Origin of the sequence: Parvimonas micra (assembly GCF_021300775.1) — a bacterium.
In the GTDB taxonomy this organism is placed as follows: Bacteria; Bacillota; Clostridia; order Tissierellales; family Peptoniphilaceae; genus Parvimonas.
On record NZ_JAJTJP010000003.1, the window covers coordinates 181987 to 200508 of the forward strand.

19 protein-coding genes and 5 pseudogenes are annotated in these 18522 nt (G+C 34.6%); 1 reads left to right on the forward strand and 23 read right to left on the reverse strand.

Annotated elements, in window-relative coordinates:
* Positions 1-207: 207 nt before the first annotated feature.
* The 5 genes from LW893_RS06085 to LW893_RS06105 all read right to left on the reverse strand — a co-directional run bounded on the left by LW893_RS06085 (position 208) and on the right by LW893_RS06105 (position 3431).
* A complete protein-coding gene (locus LW893_RS06085) occupies positions 208-900 on the reverse strand; it encodes an endonuclease/exonuclease/phosphatase family protein (protein WP_233056413.1) in 693 nt (230 codons plus the stop codon).
* A gap of 234 nt (positions 901-1134) precedes the next feature.
* Positions 1135-1311, reverse strand: coding sequence for a hypothetical protein (locus LW893_RS06090; RefSeq protein ID WP_233056414.1), 177 nt, complete (start codon positions 1309-1311; stop codon positions 1135-1137).
* A 204-nt stretch (positions 1312-1515) separates the two neighbouring features.
* Entirely contained in the window at positions 1516-1914 is a 399-nt protein-coding gene (locus LW893_RS06095; protein ID WP_233056415.1) for a hypothetical protein, read from the reverse strand.
* Positions 1915-1926: 12 nt separating this feature from the next.
* Positions 1927-2892, reverse strand: coding sequence for a DUF4365 domain-containing protein (locus LW893_RS06100; protein ID WP_233056416.1), 966 nt, complete (start codon positions 2890-2892; stop codon positions 1927-1929).
* Positions 2893-3170: 278 nt separating this feature from the next.
* Complete coding sequence (locus LW893_RS06105) at positions 3171-3431, reverse strand: hypothetical protein (protein ID WP_233056417.1); 261 nt, start codon at positions 3429-3431, stop codon at positions 3171-3173.
* Positions 3432-4642: 1211 nt separating this feature from the next.
* Here LW893_RS06105 and LW893_RS06110 point away from each other — a divergent pair.
* Positions 4643-4861, forward strand: a complete 219-nt coding sequence (locus LW893_RS06110; RefSeq protein WP_233056418.1) for a hypothetical protein — start codon at positions 4643-4645, stop codon at positions 4859-4861.
* 5 nt (positions 4862-4866) lie between these two features.
* Here LW893_RS06110 and LW893_RS06115 read toward each other — a convergent pair whose 3' ends face one another.
* The 18 genes and pseudogenes from LW893_RS06115 to LW893_RS06195 form a co-directional block, all read right to left on the reverse strand.
* Complete coding sequence (locus LW893_RS06115) at positions 4867-6012, reverse strand: low temperature requirement protein A (protein ID WP_233056419.1); 1146 nt, start codon at positions 6010-6012, stop codon at positions 4867-4869.
* Between the two features lie 258 nt (positions 6013-6270).
* On the reverse strand, positions 6271-6912 hold the full coding sequence (locus tag LW893_RS06120) for a hypothetical protein (protein WP_233056420.1): 642 nt from the start codon (positions 6910-6912) through the stop codon (positions 6271-6273).
* Positions 6913-7004: 92 nt separating this feature from the next.
* Positions 7005-7100 (reverse strand): annotated as a pseudogene (locus LW893_RS06125) (Maff2 family mobile element protein); the annotation flags it as partial.
* Between the two features lie 2 nt (positions 7101-7102).
* Positions 7103-7414 (reverse strand): single-stranded DNA-binding protein, encoded by a 312-nt coding sequence (locus tag LW893_RS06130; protein ID WP_007593624.1) that lies wholly within the window; start codon positions 7412-7414, stop codon positions 7103-7105.
* A 369-nt stretch (positions 7415-7783) separates the two neighbouring features.
* Positions 7784-8137 (reverse strand): cupin domain-containing protein, encoded by a 354-nt coding sequence (locus LW893_RS06135; RefSeq protein ID WP_233056421.1) that lies wholly within the window; start codon positions 8135-8137, stop codon positions 7784-7786.
* A gap of 36 nt (positions 8138-8173) precedes the next feature.
* A complete protein-coding gene (locus LW893_RS06140) occupies positions 8174-8398 on the reverse strand; it encodes a peptide-methionine (R)-S-oxide reductase (protein WP_233056582.1) in 225 nt (74 codons plus the stop codon).
* Positions 8399-8493: 95 nt separating this feature from the next.
* Positions 8494-9573: pseudogene (gene msrA / locus LW893_RS06145) on the reverse strand (peptide-methionine (S)-S-oxide reductase MsrA); the annotation flags it as partial.
* A gap of 100 nt (positions 9574-9673) precedes the next feature.
* Entirely contained in the window at positions 9674-10438 is a 765-nt protein-coding gene (locus LW893_RS06150) for a nucleoside phosphorylase (RefSeq protein ID WP_009221188.1), read from the reverse strand.
* Positions 10439-10567: 129 nt separating this feature from the next.
* Positions 10568-11030 (reverse strand): annotated as a pseudogene (locus LW893_RS07195) (GNAT family N-acetyltransferase).
* Positions 11031-11227: 197 nt separating this feature from the next.
* Positions 11228-13009 (reverse strand): VirD4-like conjugal transfer protein, CD1115 family, encoded by a 1782-nt coding sequence (locus LW893_RS06160; RefSeq protein WP_233056422.1) that lies wholly within the window; start codon positions 13007-13009, stop codon positions 11228-11230.
* On the reverse strand, positions 13006-13491 hold the full coding sequence (locus tag LW893_RS06165; RefSeq protein WP_009427731.1) for a PcfB family protein: 486 nt from the start codon (positions 13489-13491) through the stop codon (positions 13006-13008). Before LW893_RS06165 ends, LW893_RS06160 begins: the two co-directional genes overlap by 4 nt.
* Entirely contained in the window at positions 13488-14336 is an 849-nt protein-coding gene (locus LW893_RS06170; protein WP_269836909.1) for an ATP-binding protein, read from the reverse strand. Before LW893_RS06170 ends, LW893_RS06165 begins: the two co-directional genes overlap by 4 nt.
* Positions 14336-15112: a replication initiator protein A gene (locus LW893_RS06175; protein ID WP_233056423.1), complete on the reverse strand. Its 777-nt coding sequence runs from the start codon at positions 15110-15112 to the stop codon at positions 14336-14338. The genes LW893_RS06170 and LW893_RS06175 overlap by 1 nt, the downstream gene beginning before the upstream one ends.
* A gap of 85 nt (positions 15113-15197) precedes the next feature.
* Positions 15198-15482, reverse strand: coding sequence for a CD1845 family protein (locus LW893_RS06180; protein WP_036597513.1), 285 nt, complete (start codon positions 15480-15482; stop codon positions 15198-15200).
* A gap of 158 nt (positions 15483-15640) precedes the next feature.
* Complete coding sequence (gene rlmD / locus LW893_RS06185) at positions 15641-16999, reverse strand: 23S rRNA (uracil(1939)-C(5))-methyltransferase RlmD (RefSeq protein ID WP_233056424.1); 1359 nt, start codon at positions 16997-16999, stop codon at positions 15641-15643.
* Positions 17000-17254: 255 nt separating this feature from the next.
* Positions 17255-17344: pseudogene (locus LW893_RS07200) on the reverse strand (SEC-C metal-binding domain-containing protein); the annotation flags it as partial.
* 205 nt (positions 17345-17549) lie between these two features.
* Positions 17550-17753 (reverse strand): annotated as a pseudogene (locus LW893_RS06190) (arsenical-resistance protein); the annotation flags it as partial.
* A gap of 196 nt (positions 17754-17949) precedes the next feature.
* Complete coding sequence (locus LW893_RS06195) at positions 17950-18429, reverse strand: Csac_0668 family 2Fe-2S cluster-binding (seleno)protein (RefSeq protein WP_233056425.1); 480 nt, start codon at positions 18427-18429, stop codon at positions 17950-17952.
* Between the last annotated feature and the right edge of the window lie 93 nt (positions 18430-18522).

Sequence of the window (18522 nt, forward strand, 5' to 3'; positions counted from 1 at the left end):
TTATAATCATTGAAAACGGCTTTATTTCTTGAATATAAGCGCCACCGTCTCAACATGGAACGAGTGAACACCAAGTATGTCAAGTAGTTGCGTTCGTATGTGGGAACATATCCACATACTTTTTAACGATAGCATAATGTTATCGTTAAAAGGTATTAGCTCGACAAACTGGGATTTGGCAATCTAATAAACTGCTCATTAAAATGGTTAGTAACATTTATTCTCTTCAACATCAATAATAATACTAGTATGATCTGTAAAAGCCAATGTTCTATAATCAATTATTATTTCCTTGATTTCCAAATTAGACTTTCCCAATACATAATCAATATGTGTATTGCCCGAAAAGGTTCTAAAAAATCCATCTTTGTCAGCTTGCAATTTTTTACCTTTGTAATTACAATAATAAGCTTTTTTATTACACAAAGCTGTTTCCCATAAATTGCAGTAACCCTTATCAATTAATTTTTGATAAAGTTTATAATTTGAGGATTCCGTATTTTTAGAACTCGTATTAAAATCACCACATATTATATCAGCACTATAAAATTGCTCGAAATATTTCAATTCATTTTTTTCTATTTTAGGAGTATGTACACCTAATATTAAGCATGTATTCTTCTTTAATCTTATATGCGAATAGTTGTACCCTACAAAATCAAAACTATCATCTCTTTTCCAGTCTTCTTTGCAAAATGCTACAGTTAGGCGAATTGTAGATTTAATCTTATCTTTATCATATCCATTAGGAAATACCGTTGAATACGCTGTTTCCTTTAATCTATTGAATCTAGCCTCTTGTATAATTGCTATATCTGGATTTATTTCATGTAAATAATCATAAAAACTATTGTCGATTAGATAGTTAAACATATTAATATTCAATGTTAATAAGCGCAAAATATTCCTCACTCTCTAAGTTTATATTTAATTTTTATTATTGTATTGATTTGAACTTTTTTATTTCTTGTCTTCCTCATTAATTCAACAACAAATTCAAATTTGTCTTCGTATAAAAATAATTCCCATTATATAACTCCACAAGCTCTTAGCAAACTTTGCTACAAATTCATGTTCAAGTGCAGTTGCTAAGATTTCTTTATTACTTCTTTTAGAGTCTTAATAAAAGCTCTTCTATTCATTAATATCACTTTTCTTTATATATTTACCACTCTTAATTCTTTTATCGTTTGGTTTCTCAGCGTCTGCAGAAATAGCCCAATATGATCCAATCTTTGTGGCACCAGGTATACATCCGTTTACATTTTGTAACTCAAGCATACTACAATTTTTTGCTGGATGACTTCTCATAAATCATTAACAAGAAGATTCCTGAAATCAAAATCATATGCTTCAATTCCTAGATTTCTTTGATTTTAAGTTTTTTTCTAACCTTTCACTTCTGTGCTTTTGATATCATAACTACCATCTCAACATGTGATGCTAGCAAACTTCTATATTATAACACGATACAGAATAGTCAGAGTTTGAAATTATATTATGGAACGATTCCACTCACATACAACCACCCATAGTAAGAAGAATCTGAGTGTGTTTGAAACCTGTATTTTTACTACTGCATTCCATAACAATGTAGTAATCATCATCTTCCTCTGCTTTTACAACTATCCCCATTGAATATGGCGTTTTCCAAAGGGGTTCAACTCCATAGAATTTTGCTACAAACTCATTTGTTGGATTTGGTGTTTCCATACTAAAACCATTCTCAAATAGCCAAGCATGCCAATTTTTAAATGCTGGGGGAAACCCAAATATTTTAATTGCTTGCATTGTCGATATTGCAAATTCCATTTCATCTTCCAAATTAATTACATACTTCTCAGTAGGATTTAGTCTATATCCATCTATAGTTTTTTCTGATTTCATACCACTATTAAGTTTAAGCTTTTTCATAGTTATGCTCCTTTATTCATCTTTTGATTCTGGTCTTGCTTTGGCATATGGTCTAGTTTCAGATATAAATTGCTCTACCTCTAAGAACGATTTTCCCAATTCATTCAAACTGAGAACAAACATATATTCTGCAACTTCACCAGCACGGTCAACGTAGCGCATCGAGTCTAATTTGGAGCGGAATTGCTCAAATGTGTCTCCTACAACAATCCAATCATCCATTTCTCTATCATAACAACAATGAAGTTGTTGCCATAATTCATAATCACTTTCTTCAAGAAATTCTTCATCAACAGAAAAATCTGCCCATGGAAATAATCTAGGAAAAACATCGGTATACGGTGTAAACGGAAACCAATAAGGATAGGCATACTCTTTAGTTTCTTGACCATCATTAACAATTAACTTAGTATCACCTTTACCACTAGACTTATTAACCCACTCTGTTGAATGTAGTTTAACTTCACCTCCAGTTTGTATAATTTCCATAAATTTTTTCTGAGATAGTAGAAAGTTATAATTTTGAATATGTTGCGGTAAATTCGTATAGGAAAGAAGGTGGTTATTTGATTGTTTATCCAAAAAAACTTGATTTATAGGAACTTTCACATAATATCCTTTGCCTCCTCCCTCTTTAGTTTTTTCAATTGTTTTAGGAGTTAACTCTTGCCAGATACACATATCATCATCAGGATTAAACAGAACAATTATACACGGAAGAGAATTCATCGTCCAATATTTATACTGTCTCTCATTTATGTTCCTAAAAATAATGCAGTTATCTTTTTTCTCCCTAAACCAACTTGGGCCTGACTTGATTTGTAATGCAAGGTGTTGTCTTGGTTTACCATCTACAACAAATTCCATATGAGCATCTATACCTATATCATTAACTGGCTGCTCTCTAAACATCCAACTATTTTTTTCTGCAATTAATCCACAATTATGTATGCCAATCCTCTCAGTGCTACTAGCCATATCAGTATCTACCTCCTATATAACTAAACATATTAACAAATGACGTAATTCAAGGGGGCCTCAGTACAATTTTCAACAGCTAGTTGCCAGGCATGATTAAAATCTCCACTACTTGAAATCACTTTATAGAAATGTTCCGAAAACTCATATGCTATGCTCGATTCAACTTTCCCTCTATGAAAAATAGAAAAGTTTGAATTTTGTAAACGTGAATACAATTCGAATTCTAAAGTTGAACAACAGTTAAGAAATGAACAATAAAATCTATGGTTAGAAATTCAATTACTAAATTTTATAAAAGTAATGTTTGAATCTACAAAAGAAAGTAATATCTCCCCGTCATGTTTCGTATATGTATGGTCCGCTAAATGGATAATATTCAGTACAGGAAATCTATCCAAAATTGTTCTAAATACATCATTAGAGCATCCATGAATAGGAACAACTATTACATTCGGATCATTCGCAAACAAATCACAAATGCTTTGAATTTCATCATTTGCTTTGATATTATATTCTTGTAAGTCTATCAAACTCATCGCCAAAACTACTTATTGCCCCGCTCCAGGAAAACCTCCTGAAAAAGTTGTAATTTTTCGTTTTCTAAAAAAATTCTCGAAACATTAAAATACTGTATTAATCTATCCTTCTCATATTAAAAACATCAAAGGTTCAGCTTGCGAAAACATCACATCTCTTATATCAGGACTAAAATACTCACTTTTTAGCACATTTAAAAAAGTATCTGTCAAAATATAATCCCAATCTATATAACACTACAAAAGAGTATTCCACTATTTGCAATACTCTTTTGTAGTATCTTGCTAGCTCTGCATAAATGCTACCGAAGCTCCTCACCGCTGCGACGAGACACATTAGAAATTTTGAACCCTGCGAAATTATTGTTACCATAATCTTGCCCTCCATTACATTCAATACATTGAATAAGCAATCACTTACTAAGTCTATAATTATTTCTACAGCCACTTGTGTGACTAACAGAAATAAGGTAGAGGAGTCTGATACATCGGTTAGCAGCAAATGATGAGGAGGGGAGTCGAACCCCTATCCCCGAAAACAGAAGATTCAATATATCAATCTTATTATATCATGAAATTTTCAAATAAACAATCATAATTTTATTCTTAATGTCCTAAAAATTAAAACTCAAGCTATATTAAGAAATTCATCAACAACTTTTACAAATTTCCCAAGACCAATTATTGGCTAAGTTTCATAAATAAGAGGTGACGCATTCATTCCTATCAACTTCTTATCTTTGATAACAAAAACATCCCCACAGTGTTTATGGAAATAGAATCCATCTCAAAAAAGTTATCAAATCTAGTAAAATATATGAGAGGTCACTTTAATACTTCCCCATCATACGACAAAAAGCCTTGATATCAATGCTTTTTGTAATCTCTTTCGTTACAAGATTTTTACACTTTTACCAGCAAACCTACACACTCAGCGGTTCGGACTTACCGTATCATCTCGTCGGTGCCCCTCCTCATTCTACGAGTCCTATCGCATGGGTGGAACATCTGCTTCTACTTCGCTGATAGTTCAGCTCGTACAAGCAGTGATACCGTCTCAACATGTACCGTTTTTGGAAATTGGTTGAAGAAATTTAATGTTTTCAGTTAGTAGCCGTTTTTGATTAGAACTTGTACGTCTCTTTTTTGTGTTTTTGGATTGTAAGAGATGTAGACGATTGTTTTTGCCCCACAGGAGATTATTTTTTCTAATGCTTTTTGGACTATCTTTATACATATCAGCAAATGTATATTCCATTTTGTTTCTATATGCAGTTTTTAATGGACTTTCAAATATTTCAGGTTCTTCTGAATATAAGCCTGGAAAGGACAACGATAGCCCTCTCCAGGAGTTAGCTTTTATTCAACCCACTACAGTTGACAAAGAGCCAAAAAAAGCCTTGGTTCCCAAAGCTTTTTTTATGTTATAATCTCATTAAAATAACCCCCAGTTAGATTTGGAATATTTTTTATTCTGTGTCACATAAAAATAAATAAAATGAGTGGCTATAGCTAGAGCTAAAATGGTTGTTATACTCGCTACTATTATAGGATTAGAAGCAAAGATTAAAGAGAGAATCAAGGCAGCCAGATAGAGTGTCGCTTGGACACAGTAGTAACTTTTCGAATAGCTAAGATAGTGTTTGTTATAGGGCCCATTTGCTAGGACAGCAGCTTGAAAGAGGCCAAATCCGATATAATAGAAACTGGTTGCAAAGAGACGATTAACTTCAGGATTCAGAAGAAAACTCATCGAAACAGTCATCATAATAAGTCCAATGAAAATAGGATAGTGACTGTAAACTAGAAATAGTCCCTTTTGACTAGATTTTTCATCAATAGCATGGTCGAATTGACCAAAATAAAACAAGAACAGAGAAAGCGTAATAATGAAATAAAGAACCGAATAAATCGAGAAATTCTCGATTGTAAAGAAGTCAGTTAGCTCCATAATCATCTCTCCAAACGTAATAATGACAAGAAGGGAGAGGCGCTCGATTAAATGGGGGAAATTTACCTGGTAATGCTCATCTTTACTAAGCAAGATAATTGGCATAATAAATGTTAGCAGAATACTAGCAAATAAGGTATAGACTCCAACGTAAATAGGAAGAAGAGCTGCTAGATAGACTCCTAAACTTCCTAGACCTGTTATCCATAGAAAATCTTTGATACTTTCCCGATTAACATCATCGGTTGATTTTCTAAAAAACTCAACCAAATATTGAAAAAATAAGGTAAGGGTTAATGTACCAATAGCCCAACAGAGATAATTAAAATATTGTTGCCAATCAGGTCCCATCATATTGGCTATAAAGAGTAAAAGTCCCATTTTGATAAACATGATTACTATGTTAAATAAAGAGTTCTTTCCATAGCGATTGGTATAAACGGTTTGAATCATCCAGGAATCGGTGAGAACCAAGACAGCCATGAAAAAATCAAGGAAAGAATTCCAAGTCAAAATACCGTTATGAAGATGGTCAATTAAAGTAGTTACTTTCGAAATTGCAAAAACAAAAACTAGGTCATAAAAAAGTTCTGAAAATTCTACACGTTTATGTTTAATAAGAGTTGTCATCTTAAGTCCTTTCTATTTTAGATAGTATAATTTATTATAACAAAAATGGCAATGAAATACAATGAGATTCTTAAATAACTTAATGTGGCGCGAATTGTCAACACCTTGACTTCTTTTGTCATTTACTTGTCGGTTTCTGTTTTGTAAAATAGTCTCATAAATCAAATGAAATAAAGATGAAATCATTATGTCAAATAAAAAAGTTATTTTAGTTACAGGCGTTTCATCTCCTAGATTTCTTTGATTTTAAGCTTTTTTCTAAACTTTCACTTCTGTGTTTTTGACATCAGAACTACCGTCTCCACATGTGTGGTTGCTAGGATAGGAACACATTGTTTCTATCTCGTTGCCTGATTGAGGATACAATTTATTGTCCGGTTCATCAACTGCTTTTGCATTTTTTCTTTTTACCTTAAATAACTGCCCATTTTGCGAATCTTTTTTTCCTGTCTTATAGATGATTGTAATCAATGCAGGGTCAATTTCTCCATCTTGATTGATTCCTCCTACTATGATTTTATCCACAATACTTTCAAATACAGTCCTATCAAACTCTTCGAGATATTTATTAGCTTCCAATAACTTCTTAAATCCCTCAAGTCTTGTCTTCAAAGCTTTTTCATCAGTCAAAGTTACTTCCAATGCTCTTTTTTCTTCAAGCAGTTTTTCTTTGCTCGTAGCAAGTTCATTATATTTATCCTGATAAACATCTAAGCTGATAGCATCAGTAAGCCTAAGCTCAACTAAATCCTTTTCTTTTTTTAGTACCTTTTCAAGTTGATTGCTAACTTTTTTTAATTCTTTAGCCAAGCTATTATCTTTCAACTCTTCTTCTACCGTTTTCAAGAATTCATTCGTAATCTCCACATTATTATAGCAAACTTGTCGGTAGCTCTCCATAAACGCCTTTTCAATAGCCTCTTCTTCTATACCTTTGCTATGCGGACAATATTTTTTTCCATTTTTTGTGCCGTTAACACATTGCCATATCACTCCATAAGGTTAATGACTCCCCAGGCTCCAAGTCCGGCTCCTACTGCCATAACCAAAATCTGTAATACATTGACTGCCTGAACAAAAAAATCCATATTTATTCCTCCTCGTTTTCTTCCTTCTTTTCAATCTTGTTATATGACTTCACTACAAAGTTTTTGTAAGTCTTTCCCTCTTTTTCACGCTTCTTAAAGTAGCCGAAGATATGAATCAAATCGCCTTTCTCAAAGGCTTTTGCTATTTCTGTCTTTTCTCCATAAGCTGCACAGTTGATATACTCCTTACCCTTACCGTACTTTTTTACAAGCGTAAAATTTGCAACTTCTACCGTTTCTCCGTCTTTTTCAAAGTTTGAGAAAGTAGGTTCCGCCAATAAGTTGGCGTTGATGTTAATCATTTCTTGTTTCATCTTTTTAAATTTCTCCTTTTCATTTCAATAAAAAAAGCGACCAGAAGTATTACTTTTCCAATCGCTGATACTCTTACTATTTAGTTTTTTCTTAGTGGGACTTCTGATCCTTATCATCTTATCTCCTTTATTGTCTTTAACATATTTAAGGGAATTAGCATTTTGTCGTGTATATATTAGTGAAAGGTACTTGAAATACTAGTTCGCTAATTAGTGAGTTTCCCCTATTTATTGATCGCAATATAAATTGAAAATAGGCATGAAAAAAGACGATAGATTTTTTTCTTTTCTATCGTCTTACGCATTTAGTATTCAATTTTTCAGTTCAACAAACTTGAATTTATCAAAACACATTCAAAAAAATGTATTTCATTCGCCTATAGGATCATAATCTGCCGGAACCGGTGCAACGATACTCACAAAAACTATATCCTCTGTTCCTGTGTTCATTGCGCCGTGACATGCACCTTTAGGAGAAACGATAACCTGTCCTTTTTTTAAGGGAATCTCTTTATCCGGTTCGGGATAGAATATTCCTTCTCCCTGTAAAATGATCCAGATATCATCAGAATTGTGGTGACGGTGCTTCTGCAAGGTTTGTCCCGGTTTAATCACCCACACTGACCCTCCTGTAGATTCTGTTTGGTAAAAAGGTGTTCTCTTTGCAGCTTTTTTGTCTTCTTGTTTTACCATGTCCATTTCATAGATTCTTTTTTCTTCCATTGCTATATGCCTCCTTGTATTGATTTTTGATTATTCTTACTCAAAGAGCTTCCGATACTCCCCATACCCTTGTTCTTCCAGTTCATCGTAGGGAATGAATCTAAGAGCTGCCGAGTTGATGCAATAACGCAGCCCGCCGGACTCGCGGGGACCATCGTTGAACACGTGACCCAGATGGGAATCCGCGCCGCTGCTGCGCACTTCCGTCCGGACCATACCATGTGAAGTGTCCACGGCCTCAGTGACAGCATCTTCCGCGATCGGCCTGGTGAACGCCGGCCAGCCACACCCGGAATTATACTATACTTGTCCATGGATGTAAAGAGCGGTTCGCCGCTGACAATGTCGACATAAAGGCCCTTTTCAAAGAAGTCGTCATACTCGCCGGTGAAGGCGTACTCCGTGGCGGCGTGCTGTGTGACCTCAAAGGCCAAATCGCCAATCCGCACCCGAAGTTCATCTGCAGATTCTTCTGCGCTGTTTTGCTGAAGATCAAAGTAACTGCGCGGGATATGGCAGTAGCCGCCGGGATTCTTGTCCAGATACTTCTGGTGATACTCTTCTGCGGGGAAGAAGTTTTCCAACGGAAGCAGTTCAACAGCAAGCCTTGCTCCGGCTTTCTTTTCCTCCGCCCGATAAACCGCTTCGATCTCCGGAAGCTGGTCTTCTTCCGTATAATAGATCCCCGTCCGGTACTGGATGCCTCGGTCATTGCCCTGTTTGTTTACAGAGAGCGGATCGATCACCATGAAATAGTAATTCAGCAAATCAGTCAGGGAAATTACAGCAGGGTCATAGTCGACCCGCACTGTCTCGGCATGCCCGCTGCTGTTACAGACGTCCTGATAGGTCGGAGCTTCGTCAGGTCCGTTTGCATAACCTGCTTCTGTTCGGATTACGCCGACAAACTGATCAAAGAACTTCTGCGTTCCCCAGAAGCAGCCGCCTGCAAGATAGATTGTTTTCATATTCTCCGGTATCTCCATAGTAGTTTCTCCTGTCACGATCTCTCCGGACCAGGTGTTGATTCCGCCGAATTCGTAGATGTTGGTATATCCCATGTCCGCAAACTTTTGCGCTGCTTGCTTGGATCTGTTCCCGCTTCGGCAGTAAATCAGGATGATCTGATCCAGATCCGGGAGTTCTTCCGGCCGCTCCGCTTCAATGCTCTCATTTGGAATTAGAATTGCGCCAGGAATATGGCCTGCATCGTATTCATCTTGCCTGCGGGCATCTACAATCACATGCCCGTCATCCCGGGTCATCATCTGCTTTGCCATATCTTGATCGATCTGATGATAGCTCTCGACCTCTTGCACTGAACCGGCAGTATTTACCAAACAACCAGTCAGAAGAAAAATGGTCATCAAAATCAAAAACAACGGTCTTGGAACACCTGAGCGCCCTTTTTCCACTATTGCTCTCATCTTTTTCATTCTATGTTACCTCGGTAAATTCAAATTTGTCATAGTTTTTACATAGATAAAATTACAATTTTTCCTTCAATTATTATCTCAATAAAATGGAGTATCTTTTTTATATATTGCATATTAAATTCAAAGCAAGGTGTAATGCTCTAGAGTGTGACGAAATTCCCCAATTCCTTTCATCATGTTCAGTAACACTTGCAAGCGAATCCGCAGTAAAAAAGAATTGACCAAATGATGCTCCTCTTTTTTGTGAACACGCAGCAAGTGCAGCACATTCCATTTCGACAGCAGAGCAGCCTTCACTTAATCTATACTGAACCATTTCCCGTGTTTCCCTAAAAAAACCATCTGTTGTCCAAGTTATGCACTCTTCAAATGGTATGTCTAATTTTTCAAAAACATCCTTAATTTCACCAATCATTTTCCGGTCGATTTCAATATATCGTGATGGTGGTAAATAATGGAATGATGTTCCCTCATCTCTCAATGCTTTTGTAGGAATAAGGAATGCATTTTCTTTTATATCCCTCAGAACCCCACAAGAACCTGTTGCAATTATTTTCTTACAACCACAAGCAATCAGCCTGTCCAAAAGCTGTACGGACGCAGGTGCACCAATATTAGGACGGACAAGACATATTCTTTGCCCTTTATACTCAATCACATATATATTTGTAGTTCTACAGCAATTTTCAAATTCTTCGGCAATTATTGCATTACTATTCATTGCGAATTCATCTACGCAGTCTCCTAAGAAAGCAAACACACACTTTTCCGGAAGTTTCAACTCCTCGCAACCATGATTTGGTTTAATTACCTCTATAGAAAAATTGTCATATTCAAGTATAGGAATTTCATTTTTTATTATCATCTTCAGCATTCTCCTCTAAATATTAACTATTCATCTATTCATTATTTATTAGTCCAAACGAGTGGGAAATAAAATTTATCAAACCGGCAAATTTATTTTTTAAATCTACAAACCCGGAGTTACCATAAACTAAAGTTTACAAAACATAACATAGTCCTCTTCATTTTCACGAACAACTTCAAAACCTACTTTTTTATACATACTCACTGCATAGTTTATCTTTTGAACCGATAATGAAACTTGCTTATATTCTCTCTCTTTCAATGTCAAAAGAATTTGTTTCATAAGTTCAGTTCCAATTCCCAAATTCCTATATTCCTTGAGGAGAGAAATGGAAAGAGAGGGTGTTGTGTCATCAATAATCATTGATGATACGAGTCCATACAGCTCCTACTACCTTTCCATCAAAATCCGCCACATAACATAAATCATCTTTCTTGCCAAAATCAGCAACATATATTTGTAAATCGGGATGTTCTATAATATCTTTGGATGGAGCTTGTACTCCTTCAGGAATAAAAATAGCTTCATATAGAAAAGTATCCAATAAATTAATTTCATTCTGCTTTAATTCTCTAATTACATAATCCATTATTGCCTCCAATCTATGTTTTGTAAATTTATTATTTTATAAATCGGTATAAATTCCACACATACTATACCTCCATACTTTTTGAATTGTTTCTGCTACTTCTAATTTTCCATTATACTAATCATCTCGCAAATTCAAATTTATCTAGCTCTATTATATCAAATATACCCTCGACCATATAGTTATAACAGTAAATCTTACAATCTTGTAATTACCGTATTTCTATTAAGCTTAACCTTACCTTTTCTCTTTATATATTCTTCAATATCAAACACATTCTTCTTGTCATAATCTTCTAAGAACTTATAGTTCTTATGCTTTGTGATGTCGAATTTATCCGAGAAAAAAGGTCTGACACCTCTAAGCTGAAAGATACATTTTCCACCATCCATCACTGTTATCTCGTCTTGGCTCATTAGATCTTTTCCGGTCTTTTGATAGTTCATGGCAAAGCTGTTCTGATTGGACTTGGTTTCCGAGATATTGTATAAGTCAATGGTTTCCTTTCCCAAAGTTTCTGAAAGTTCTTTTAATGTAGTCTTTTCCTTCCCTCCCAGGAATAAAGTACTATCGCAGTTTCCAATAATCGTATCCGCATTATCCTTGTAAATAGCTTTCAGCTGAGATTGTGCCTGTAGAATAATACTTGCAGAAATTTCTCTGGAACGAATTGTGGCTATAAGCTTCTCAAACTTTGGGATTAAGCCGATATTTGCAAACTCATCTAGGAGAAACCTGACATGAACAGGTAATCGTCCTCCATAGACATCATCTGCCTTGTCACATAGAAGATTAAAAAGCTGAGAGTACATAATGGAGACCACAAAGTTAAAGGTATCATCTGTATCAGAGATAATGACAAATAGTGCTGTTTTTCTATCTCCAATGCAATCCAGCTCCAATTCATCTTCGCTCATTAAGTCCCTTAGTTCTTGAATATCGAAGGGGGCAAGTCTTGCTCCACAAGAGATAAGAATGGACTTTGCTGTTTTCCCGGCTGCAAGCTTGTATTTCTTGTATTGCTTTACAGCAAAATGTCTTGGTTCTTTCTTTTCCAATGCCTCAAAAAGCCTGTCTATCGGATTTTTATAATTTTCATCGTCTTCTCTGACTTCTGAAGCATCTATCATGTCCAGCAGTGTTGCAAAATTCTTTTCTTCTTTCGGCGCTTCATAGTAGATATAGGCAATCAGAGCCGTATAATAAAGCTTCTCGGCTTTCACCCAGAAATCTTCCCCTGCCTTTTCTCCTTCCCCTTTGGTATTGGCAATAATGGTCTGCACCAATTTCAGAATATCTTTTTCTGAATGGATATAGCTAAAAGGATTGTATTTCATACTTTTTTTGAAGTTAATGGTATTTAATATTCGAATTTCATACCCATTATCTTCCAGCATTTTGCCACACTCAAGAACTATCGTCCCTTTAGGGTCTGTTACGCAATAGGAAGAATGCATTTGCATAAGATTAGGCTTAACATAAAACCTTGTCTTCCCGGATCCTGATCCACCAATCACAAGAACATTTTTATTTCTTGCATACTTTGGATTGCTTGGTCTTCCATTCATGCTTAATCTCTCTGTTTTGGTAAGCAATATATTGTTTTGAAATTTTTCGTCCATGTATGGCTCAATGTCTTTCCTATTTCCCCAGCGAGCTGATCCGTACTCTTTCCCCTGTCTAAACTTTTTTGCATTTTTGCCTTTGGTATAGACAATAAATTTGATTAAAACTGCTGTCCCTATTCCCATGAAAATGTCAATAAGATAAAGACTTGGGAAAAAGCTCATTCTGTTAAGCTCCAATAATCCTTGAAAGATTTTATCTATCACATCACCGCCGGTATAACTTCTGATATGATGAGAAAAAATATTCCCTAAATAGAAAAATGCAAGATAGGGAATATTTTGCTTTGCAAACATTGCCTTATCCTGCACCTTAAATAAGCCTCTGATATCCTTTAGTATCTTCTCAATCATAGGCTTTGCTCCTTCTGCTTATTCTTGATTTTATCTTTGAAAATAATGTTCTTCACCATTTCTTTGAACTTCTCAAGGTTCTTATGGATGGACTCCTTTCTTTCCGTTTTTTTCTCCAAGTCTGCCAGGACCTTTTTAAATGCCTTGTCCATAATTTTTACATCTTTTGCTTGAAAAAATAGGGAATACTGCTTTGTCTTCTTATCTTTCATAACAGAAAACTTAACACCATATTTGTTCAATTCTTTTTTCAGACTTTTAAGCTCTGTTTCTCCAATGGCAATTTCTTCTAGCTGTCCTTTCTGAACCAAGTCCTTAAGCTTCACTTCATTACCCTTTTCGCCGACAAATTTCTCCATTCCCCCAAATTTTTTAGCTTCTTTTAGTAATTTCTTTATCTGCTGAATAATCAGTTTTGCAGTGATTTTAGCTGCCTTTATTTCTAAGTTAAGGGTTTTATCGGATACTTCTTCATTGATCATGTTCTTTCACCTCCGCTCAATAATCGCTCTTTGTTTCGAGAAAGCTTCTCTTTTTGAATTTGTTTCCTGTAGTCCTGCCCCACAACCATAATCGGAATACACATCTCTATAATTCTTGAGTAAATTCTTTGATACTCCACACTTTCAATACAGTTTTGAATAGTGTCATAAGATAGATTCGTGGTAAATATGGTCGGCTTCCTTCTTAAGTACCGGCTGTTCACAATGTTGTACACCTGTTCCTTAGCATAGCTTGTGTCCCTTTCAATTCCCAGGTCATCTAAAATCAGTACGGAAGTATTAACCAAAGATTCAATATAGGCATTCTTATCAAAGTCAAAACCACATTTTTGCATTTCATTCATAATCTGCGAAAAATTCCGAATCTTCACCGTAATTTGATACTGCTCTATTAAAGCGTTGGCAATAGAACAGGCAAGATAAGTCTTTCCGCTTCCAACAGAACCATAAAAAAGAAGTCCTACATTTTCTTTCTTCATTTGCTCATAATCCTTCACGAAGTTCTTGGCAATAAGAAGACTTTGATTTTCTTCTCCTTGATAATTCTCAAAGCTGTACTCCCATTCAGCTCTGGAACTAAAACAACTACTCTTGAGACGTTCTATTTCCAATTGCTTCTGTCTCTCTACTTCTTTTTCCTCTCTCTGTTTGTCGCAATGACAGGCTATACGGCAGATCATCTTTCCACCAAAGAACTCCAAAATCTTCCCGTCTTTTCTTTCATGGCAAGTCTTACAGTAAATATGTCCGTCCTTTTCATATTCTTCATTTTCATCGTAGGAATACTCCACGCCCTCAATCCAGATTTTTTTTATTTCGCTCATTATAAATGCTCTCCTTTATCGTATTCTTCCAAACTGGGAATATTGGAAGCTTTTATTCCCCTCCTATTTCCCTGATCTTTATAAAACCAGGAAAGGATAGTTGCTTTATGGTCTTTATAAGTCTTCCCACTACTCTTAAGATATGCCGACAACCGTTCAATATAGTTGTTTAGCTGGCCATTAAGCAGAAGCTCCAATTCAGCTCTGTCATTCTCTTGTAAAAAGACATTTTGAAAGCTTCCAAGTCCATTTGCCGGAAAACTATATTCTCTCTTTCTATTATTACTATTACTCCTATCTATATAGTTAGAGTTAAGACTTTTTACATCTTGAAGTTCATTTTCTTTACTTCTTAAGTCAATATTTTTTACCTCAGAAGTTAAAGGTTTGAACTTCTGTACTACTGATTTTTCTTGTACCATGCTTAAAAAGTCTTTTACATAGATAATGTTAGGCTTTCCAAGACCAACTCTGACTCTTTCTATCAATCCTATTCCATTCTTTTTATCTAATTCATCTAAAAGCTTAATCGCAGTAGGTTTCGATAAATGCCTTTTCTTCATGATTTCTTCCACGGTAAAGTAAATAAAAACTCTATTCTGCTTATCCAGCCAATTGTTCTTATAAGACATACCTGCCCTTTTTAGGAGCATGGCATAGAGCAAAATAGCTTCTGCGGACAGCCCTTGAAACTCCTCTCCTTCCACTAATATTTCCGGCACTTTCAAAAAATTAAAACCCTCTGCTTCCCTGTTATAGAAATAGTCAAAGTCCATTTTCTCCCTCCCTTCTTCCTAAAATTCACAAAGAAAAAAGACGACAGTTGTTACCATCGTCTTTTGCCACCATTGATGAAATATTTTAGATTGATTTTATCCCTTTGTTGACCACATGAAGAAATGCAATAATACTTGCACCAAGCATCGGAATCCCATAGGGACTAAACAAAAATCCTAAAAACAATGCTTCTATGCCCAATATAGTTTTATTTTGGATAAATGAAGCTATCGCTCCAACCACGCATAATATCATGAGAAAGTATAGTAAGACTGTTCCTATACTAAGTAAAAAAGTCAGAAAAGCTATTAGGATACTTAATAGCAGGCTGATTGGAAACAAAAGTATCTTGATGATCCATCTTAACATTACTTAGTCCTCTCTTTCAAAATCAGTCTTTGTGTCTCCACACACCATATCAATACAAACATTCACATCGGCATAATTTTTTAGGATCTTTTTTCTTCCTCCATCAGCATCTTCTACGAAGACGAAATGCTTGTAAAACTGCCTAAAATGGAGGATTTTCACGATTCCTCTTTTTGTAGCAACGCTATAGTCTCCACATGTACTGTTCTTGGAAATTGGTTAAAGATTTTTAATGTTTTTAGTTCGTAGCCATTTTCAATTAGAACTTGTACGTCTCTTTTTTGTGTTTTTGGATTGCAAGAAATATAAACCATTGTTTTTGCACCACAGGAGATTATTTTTTCCAACGCTTTTTGGTTTATTCCGTCTCTTGGTGGATCTACGATTATTACATCTACCATTTCTTTTCTATTTTCAATTTCTTCTAAGACGTCTCCTGCAATGAAGGTACAATTTGTTAGTCCGTTTTCTTTTGCAGATTTGTTTGCACTTTCGACTGCCTCTTCTACGATTTCAATTCCATAGACTGCTTTTGCTTTTCTTGCTACAATTTGTCCTATTGTTCCCGTTCCTGAATATAGGTCAAAGACTACTTTGTTTTCTATATCTCCACAGAGTTCAATTGCTTTTGAGTACAGATTTATTGCTCCAAATACATTTGGTTGGAAGAATGAAAATGGTGTTACTTTAAATTCCAAGTCAAATAGTTTTTCTGTTATGTATTCTTCTCCAAAAATTATATTTATTTTTTCCGGAACAACTGCATCTGCTAGTGAGTCGTTTTCTGTATGCACGATTGATTTTATGTTTCCTTCTAATTTTAAGTCCAAAAGCATATCTACAAAACTTTTTTTATCAAATTCACTTTGTGTTGTAGTTACGATATTAACCATTATTTCACCAGTTGTTAGTGAATAACGAATGATTAAATGTCTTAATAGCCCTTCATGAGTTCTCTTTTTTACAAATAGAAGATTTTTTTCTCTTACAAAGTCGATAATTCCGTTTCTAATTATTTCAAAATCTCTATGTACTAGGTTACATTCCTTTGTATCTACAACTTCGTAAAATCTATTCTTCTTATGCATTCCAAGCATTACTGGGCTATCTTTATACATATCAGCAAATGTATATTCCATTTTATTTCTATATGCAGTTTTTAATGGACTTTCAAAAATTTCAGGTTCTTCTGAATATACATCTTCAAAAAGTTCTTTTATCTGTCTTTGTTTTAGTTTAAGCTCATAATCGTAAGAAACGCTTTGATAGCTACAACCACCACATTCCAAATAGTTTGGGCAAGTTGGATTTGTTTCAAGTGGACTTTTTTCTAAAATTTCTAAAAGTTTTGCTTCCATATGTTTTTCTCTTTTTCTCCCGACAATTACAGAAACTTTTTGTCCTTCAATTCCACCTTTAAAATTTACTTTTCTATCTTCAAAAGTAAATTCAGACATATTTGGAAAATTAACTTTTTCAATTATTCCCTCTATATATTTTTTCTTTCTTCTTGACATATATTTCCTTTCTATTAGCAGAAAAGAGCATAATAACTTTACTCTTAATTCTACATACAATATTTTATCTATATAAAAATGTTTTATTCTTTAAGAAATTGATTTATATTTAATCCCTTAATACACTAAATATTATATCATATTTTCAAAATAATATCTAAATTTATGTATTAAATTACACATATAGTTTTTATATTAATACAAAAAAAATTATTAATAAAAAAGAGCAAATATTTAATATTTGCTCTATCTTATCTATTTATTTTTTCCACAACATTTTTTATATTTTTTACCACTTCCGCAAGGACATGGATCGTTTCTTCCAATTTCTTTTCCTTTAACATAAGTAGTTTGTTCATCTTGAACATTTGTAGAAACTTCTACTGCAGCTCTTTCTCTTTCGAAGCCATTTATTTAAAGGACTAATATATCATGATTTGACTTCGCCTTAAAGGTTAATTGTAATAAAATATAAAACTTTTAATAAGCCATGGTATTGTAGACATTTTCGTAAAATTTAGATTTTAAACTTCACGGATTCAGGTCATATTTAACGATTAAATTTATTTTCCATAGAATTGGCAAACTTTACCAAAGATAACATAACAGGAACCTCAACTAGAACACCTACTACAGTTGTTAACGTGGCTCCTGATGATAGACCAAATAGAGATATAGCAACTGCAACGGACAGTTCAAAAAAGTTAGACGCACCAATCATACCGCATGGAGCTGCAATTGAATATGGTAGCTTTGCTAATTGCGTGATAGCAGGGTTAGGGCTTCAACATGTTTCGAGTTGCCTTGATAGCTATCAAAACTGCGTTCTCAACCCCTATGGTTAAGGGGAAAATATCCACACTTGTAGTTGGAAACATATCCAACATTGGCTCTCGTTTGTGGAAAGATATCAACGGTTTTGTCTGTTCGTGAGAACATATCAACTCAAATCATTTCATGGTTAATCCCTTATCAATGGCTTCCTGAATAATCTTATGACAACATACCCCCAAAGGATTGTTTTCCTTACAAAGCGAATTTTTCATTGCTCCAGTTATGGCATTTACTTCTTTAACAGTTTTCGCACCATGCTTTACAACTGCTTCAATTACCTGATCTTCTGTGACTTTGCTGCAATAACAAGCATACTTAGGATCTGCATCTTTCTTAAACCAGATAGGAACCCTAACTTGGTCTTTTAAGAATTTTATTTCTTTATCTAAGTTATAATAAATAACGTCGCAGTCCTCATTCATGCATATCTTATATTTATCTCCATCAACGGCATTACGATAATCATCTGTCACCAAGTGTTCAACGGTTATCCTACTAACTGTTACTCCTTCATTATTACAGACAGGGCAACTCTCCTTTGTTCTATTTAAATTTTGTGTGATACATTCACAGCAACATTCATCAATAACTTTCAATTACATAACCTCCATATCTTTAAAACCATTTAATTCATGGTAAATCCCAACCAATTTTCATTTATAGTTTTTAAATTAAAAAATACACCTTGA

What these genes read in the sequence shown, in the direction of transcription:
- LW893_RS06090 (WP_233056414.1), bottom strand. Translation starts at nt 1,311, where the DNA reads ATGAGAAGTCATCCAGCAAAAAATTGTAGTATGCTTGAGTTACAAAAT.
- rlmD (WP_233056424.1), bottom strand. Translation starts at nt 16,999, where the DNA reads ATGTCAAGAAGAAAGAAAAAATATATAGAGGGAATAATTGAAAAAGTT.
- LW893_RS06135 (WP_233056421.1), bottom strand. Translation starts at nt 8,137, where the DNA reads ATGGAAGAAAAAAGAATCTATGAAATGGACATGGTAAAACAAGAAGAC.
- LW893_RS06175 (WP_233056423.1), bottom strand. Translation starts at nt 15,112, where the DNA reads ATGGACTTTGACTATTTCTATAACAGGGAAGCAGAGGGTTTTAATTTT.
- LW893_RS06180 (WP_036597513.1), bottom strand. Translation starts at nt 15,482, where the DNA reads ATGTTAAGATGGATCATCAAGATACTTTTGTTTCCAATCAGCCTGCTA.
- LW893_RS06170 (WP_269836909.1), bottom strand. Translation starts at nt 14,336, where the DNA reads ATGAGCGAAATAAAAAAAATCTGGATTGAGGGCGTGGAGTATTCCTAC.
- LW893_RS06115 (WP_233056419.1), bottom strand. Translation starts at nt 6,012, where the DNA reads ATGACAACTCTTATTAAACATAAACGTGTAGAATTTTCAGAACTTTTT.
- LW893_RS06160 (WP_233056422.1), bottom strand. Translation starts at nt 13,009, where the DNA reads ATGATTGAGAAGATACTAAAGGATATCAGAGGCTTATTTAAGGTGCAG.
- LW893_RS06105 (WP_233056417.1), bottom strand. Translation starts at nt 3,431, where the DNA reads ATGAGTTTGATAGACTTACAAGAATATAATATCAAAGCAAATGATGAA.
- LW893_RS06100 (WP_233056416.1), bottom strand. Translation starts at nt 2,892, where the DNA reads ATGGCTAGTAGCACTGAGAGGATTGGCATACATAATTGTGGATTAATT.
- LW893_RS06095 (WP_233056415.1), bottom strand. Translation starts at nt 1,914, where the DNA reads ATGAAAAAGCTTAAACTTAATAGTGGTATGAAATCAGAAAAAACTATA.
- LW893_RS06120 (WP_233056420.1), bottom strand. Translation starts at nt 6,912, where the DNA reads ATGGAGAGCTACCGACAAGTTTGCTATAATAATGTGGAGATTACGAAT.
- LW893_RS06165 (WP_009427731.1), bottom strand. Translation starts at nt 13,491, where the DNA reads ATGATCAATGAAGAAGTATCCGATAAAACCCTTAACTTAGAAATAAAG.
- LW893_RS06130 (WP_007593624.1), bottom strand. Translation starts at nt 7,414, where the DNA reads ATGAAACAAGAAATGATTAACATCAACGCCAACTTATTGGCGGAACCT.
- LW893_RS06150 (WP_009221188.1), bottom strand. Translation starts at nt 10,438, where the DNA reads ATGATAATAAAAAATGAAATTCCTATACTTGAATATGACAATTTTTCT.
- LW893_RS06110 (WP_233056418.1), top strand. Translation starts at nt 4,643, where the DNA reads ATGCTTTTTGGACTATCTTTATACATATCAGCAAATGTATATTCCATT.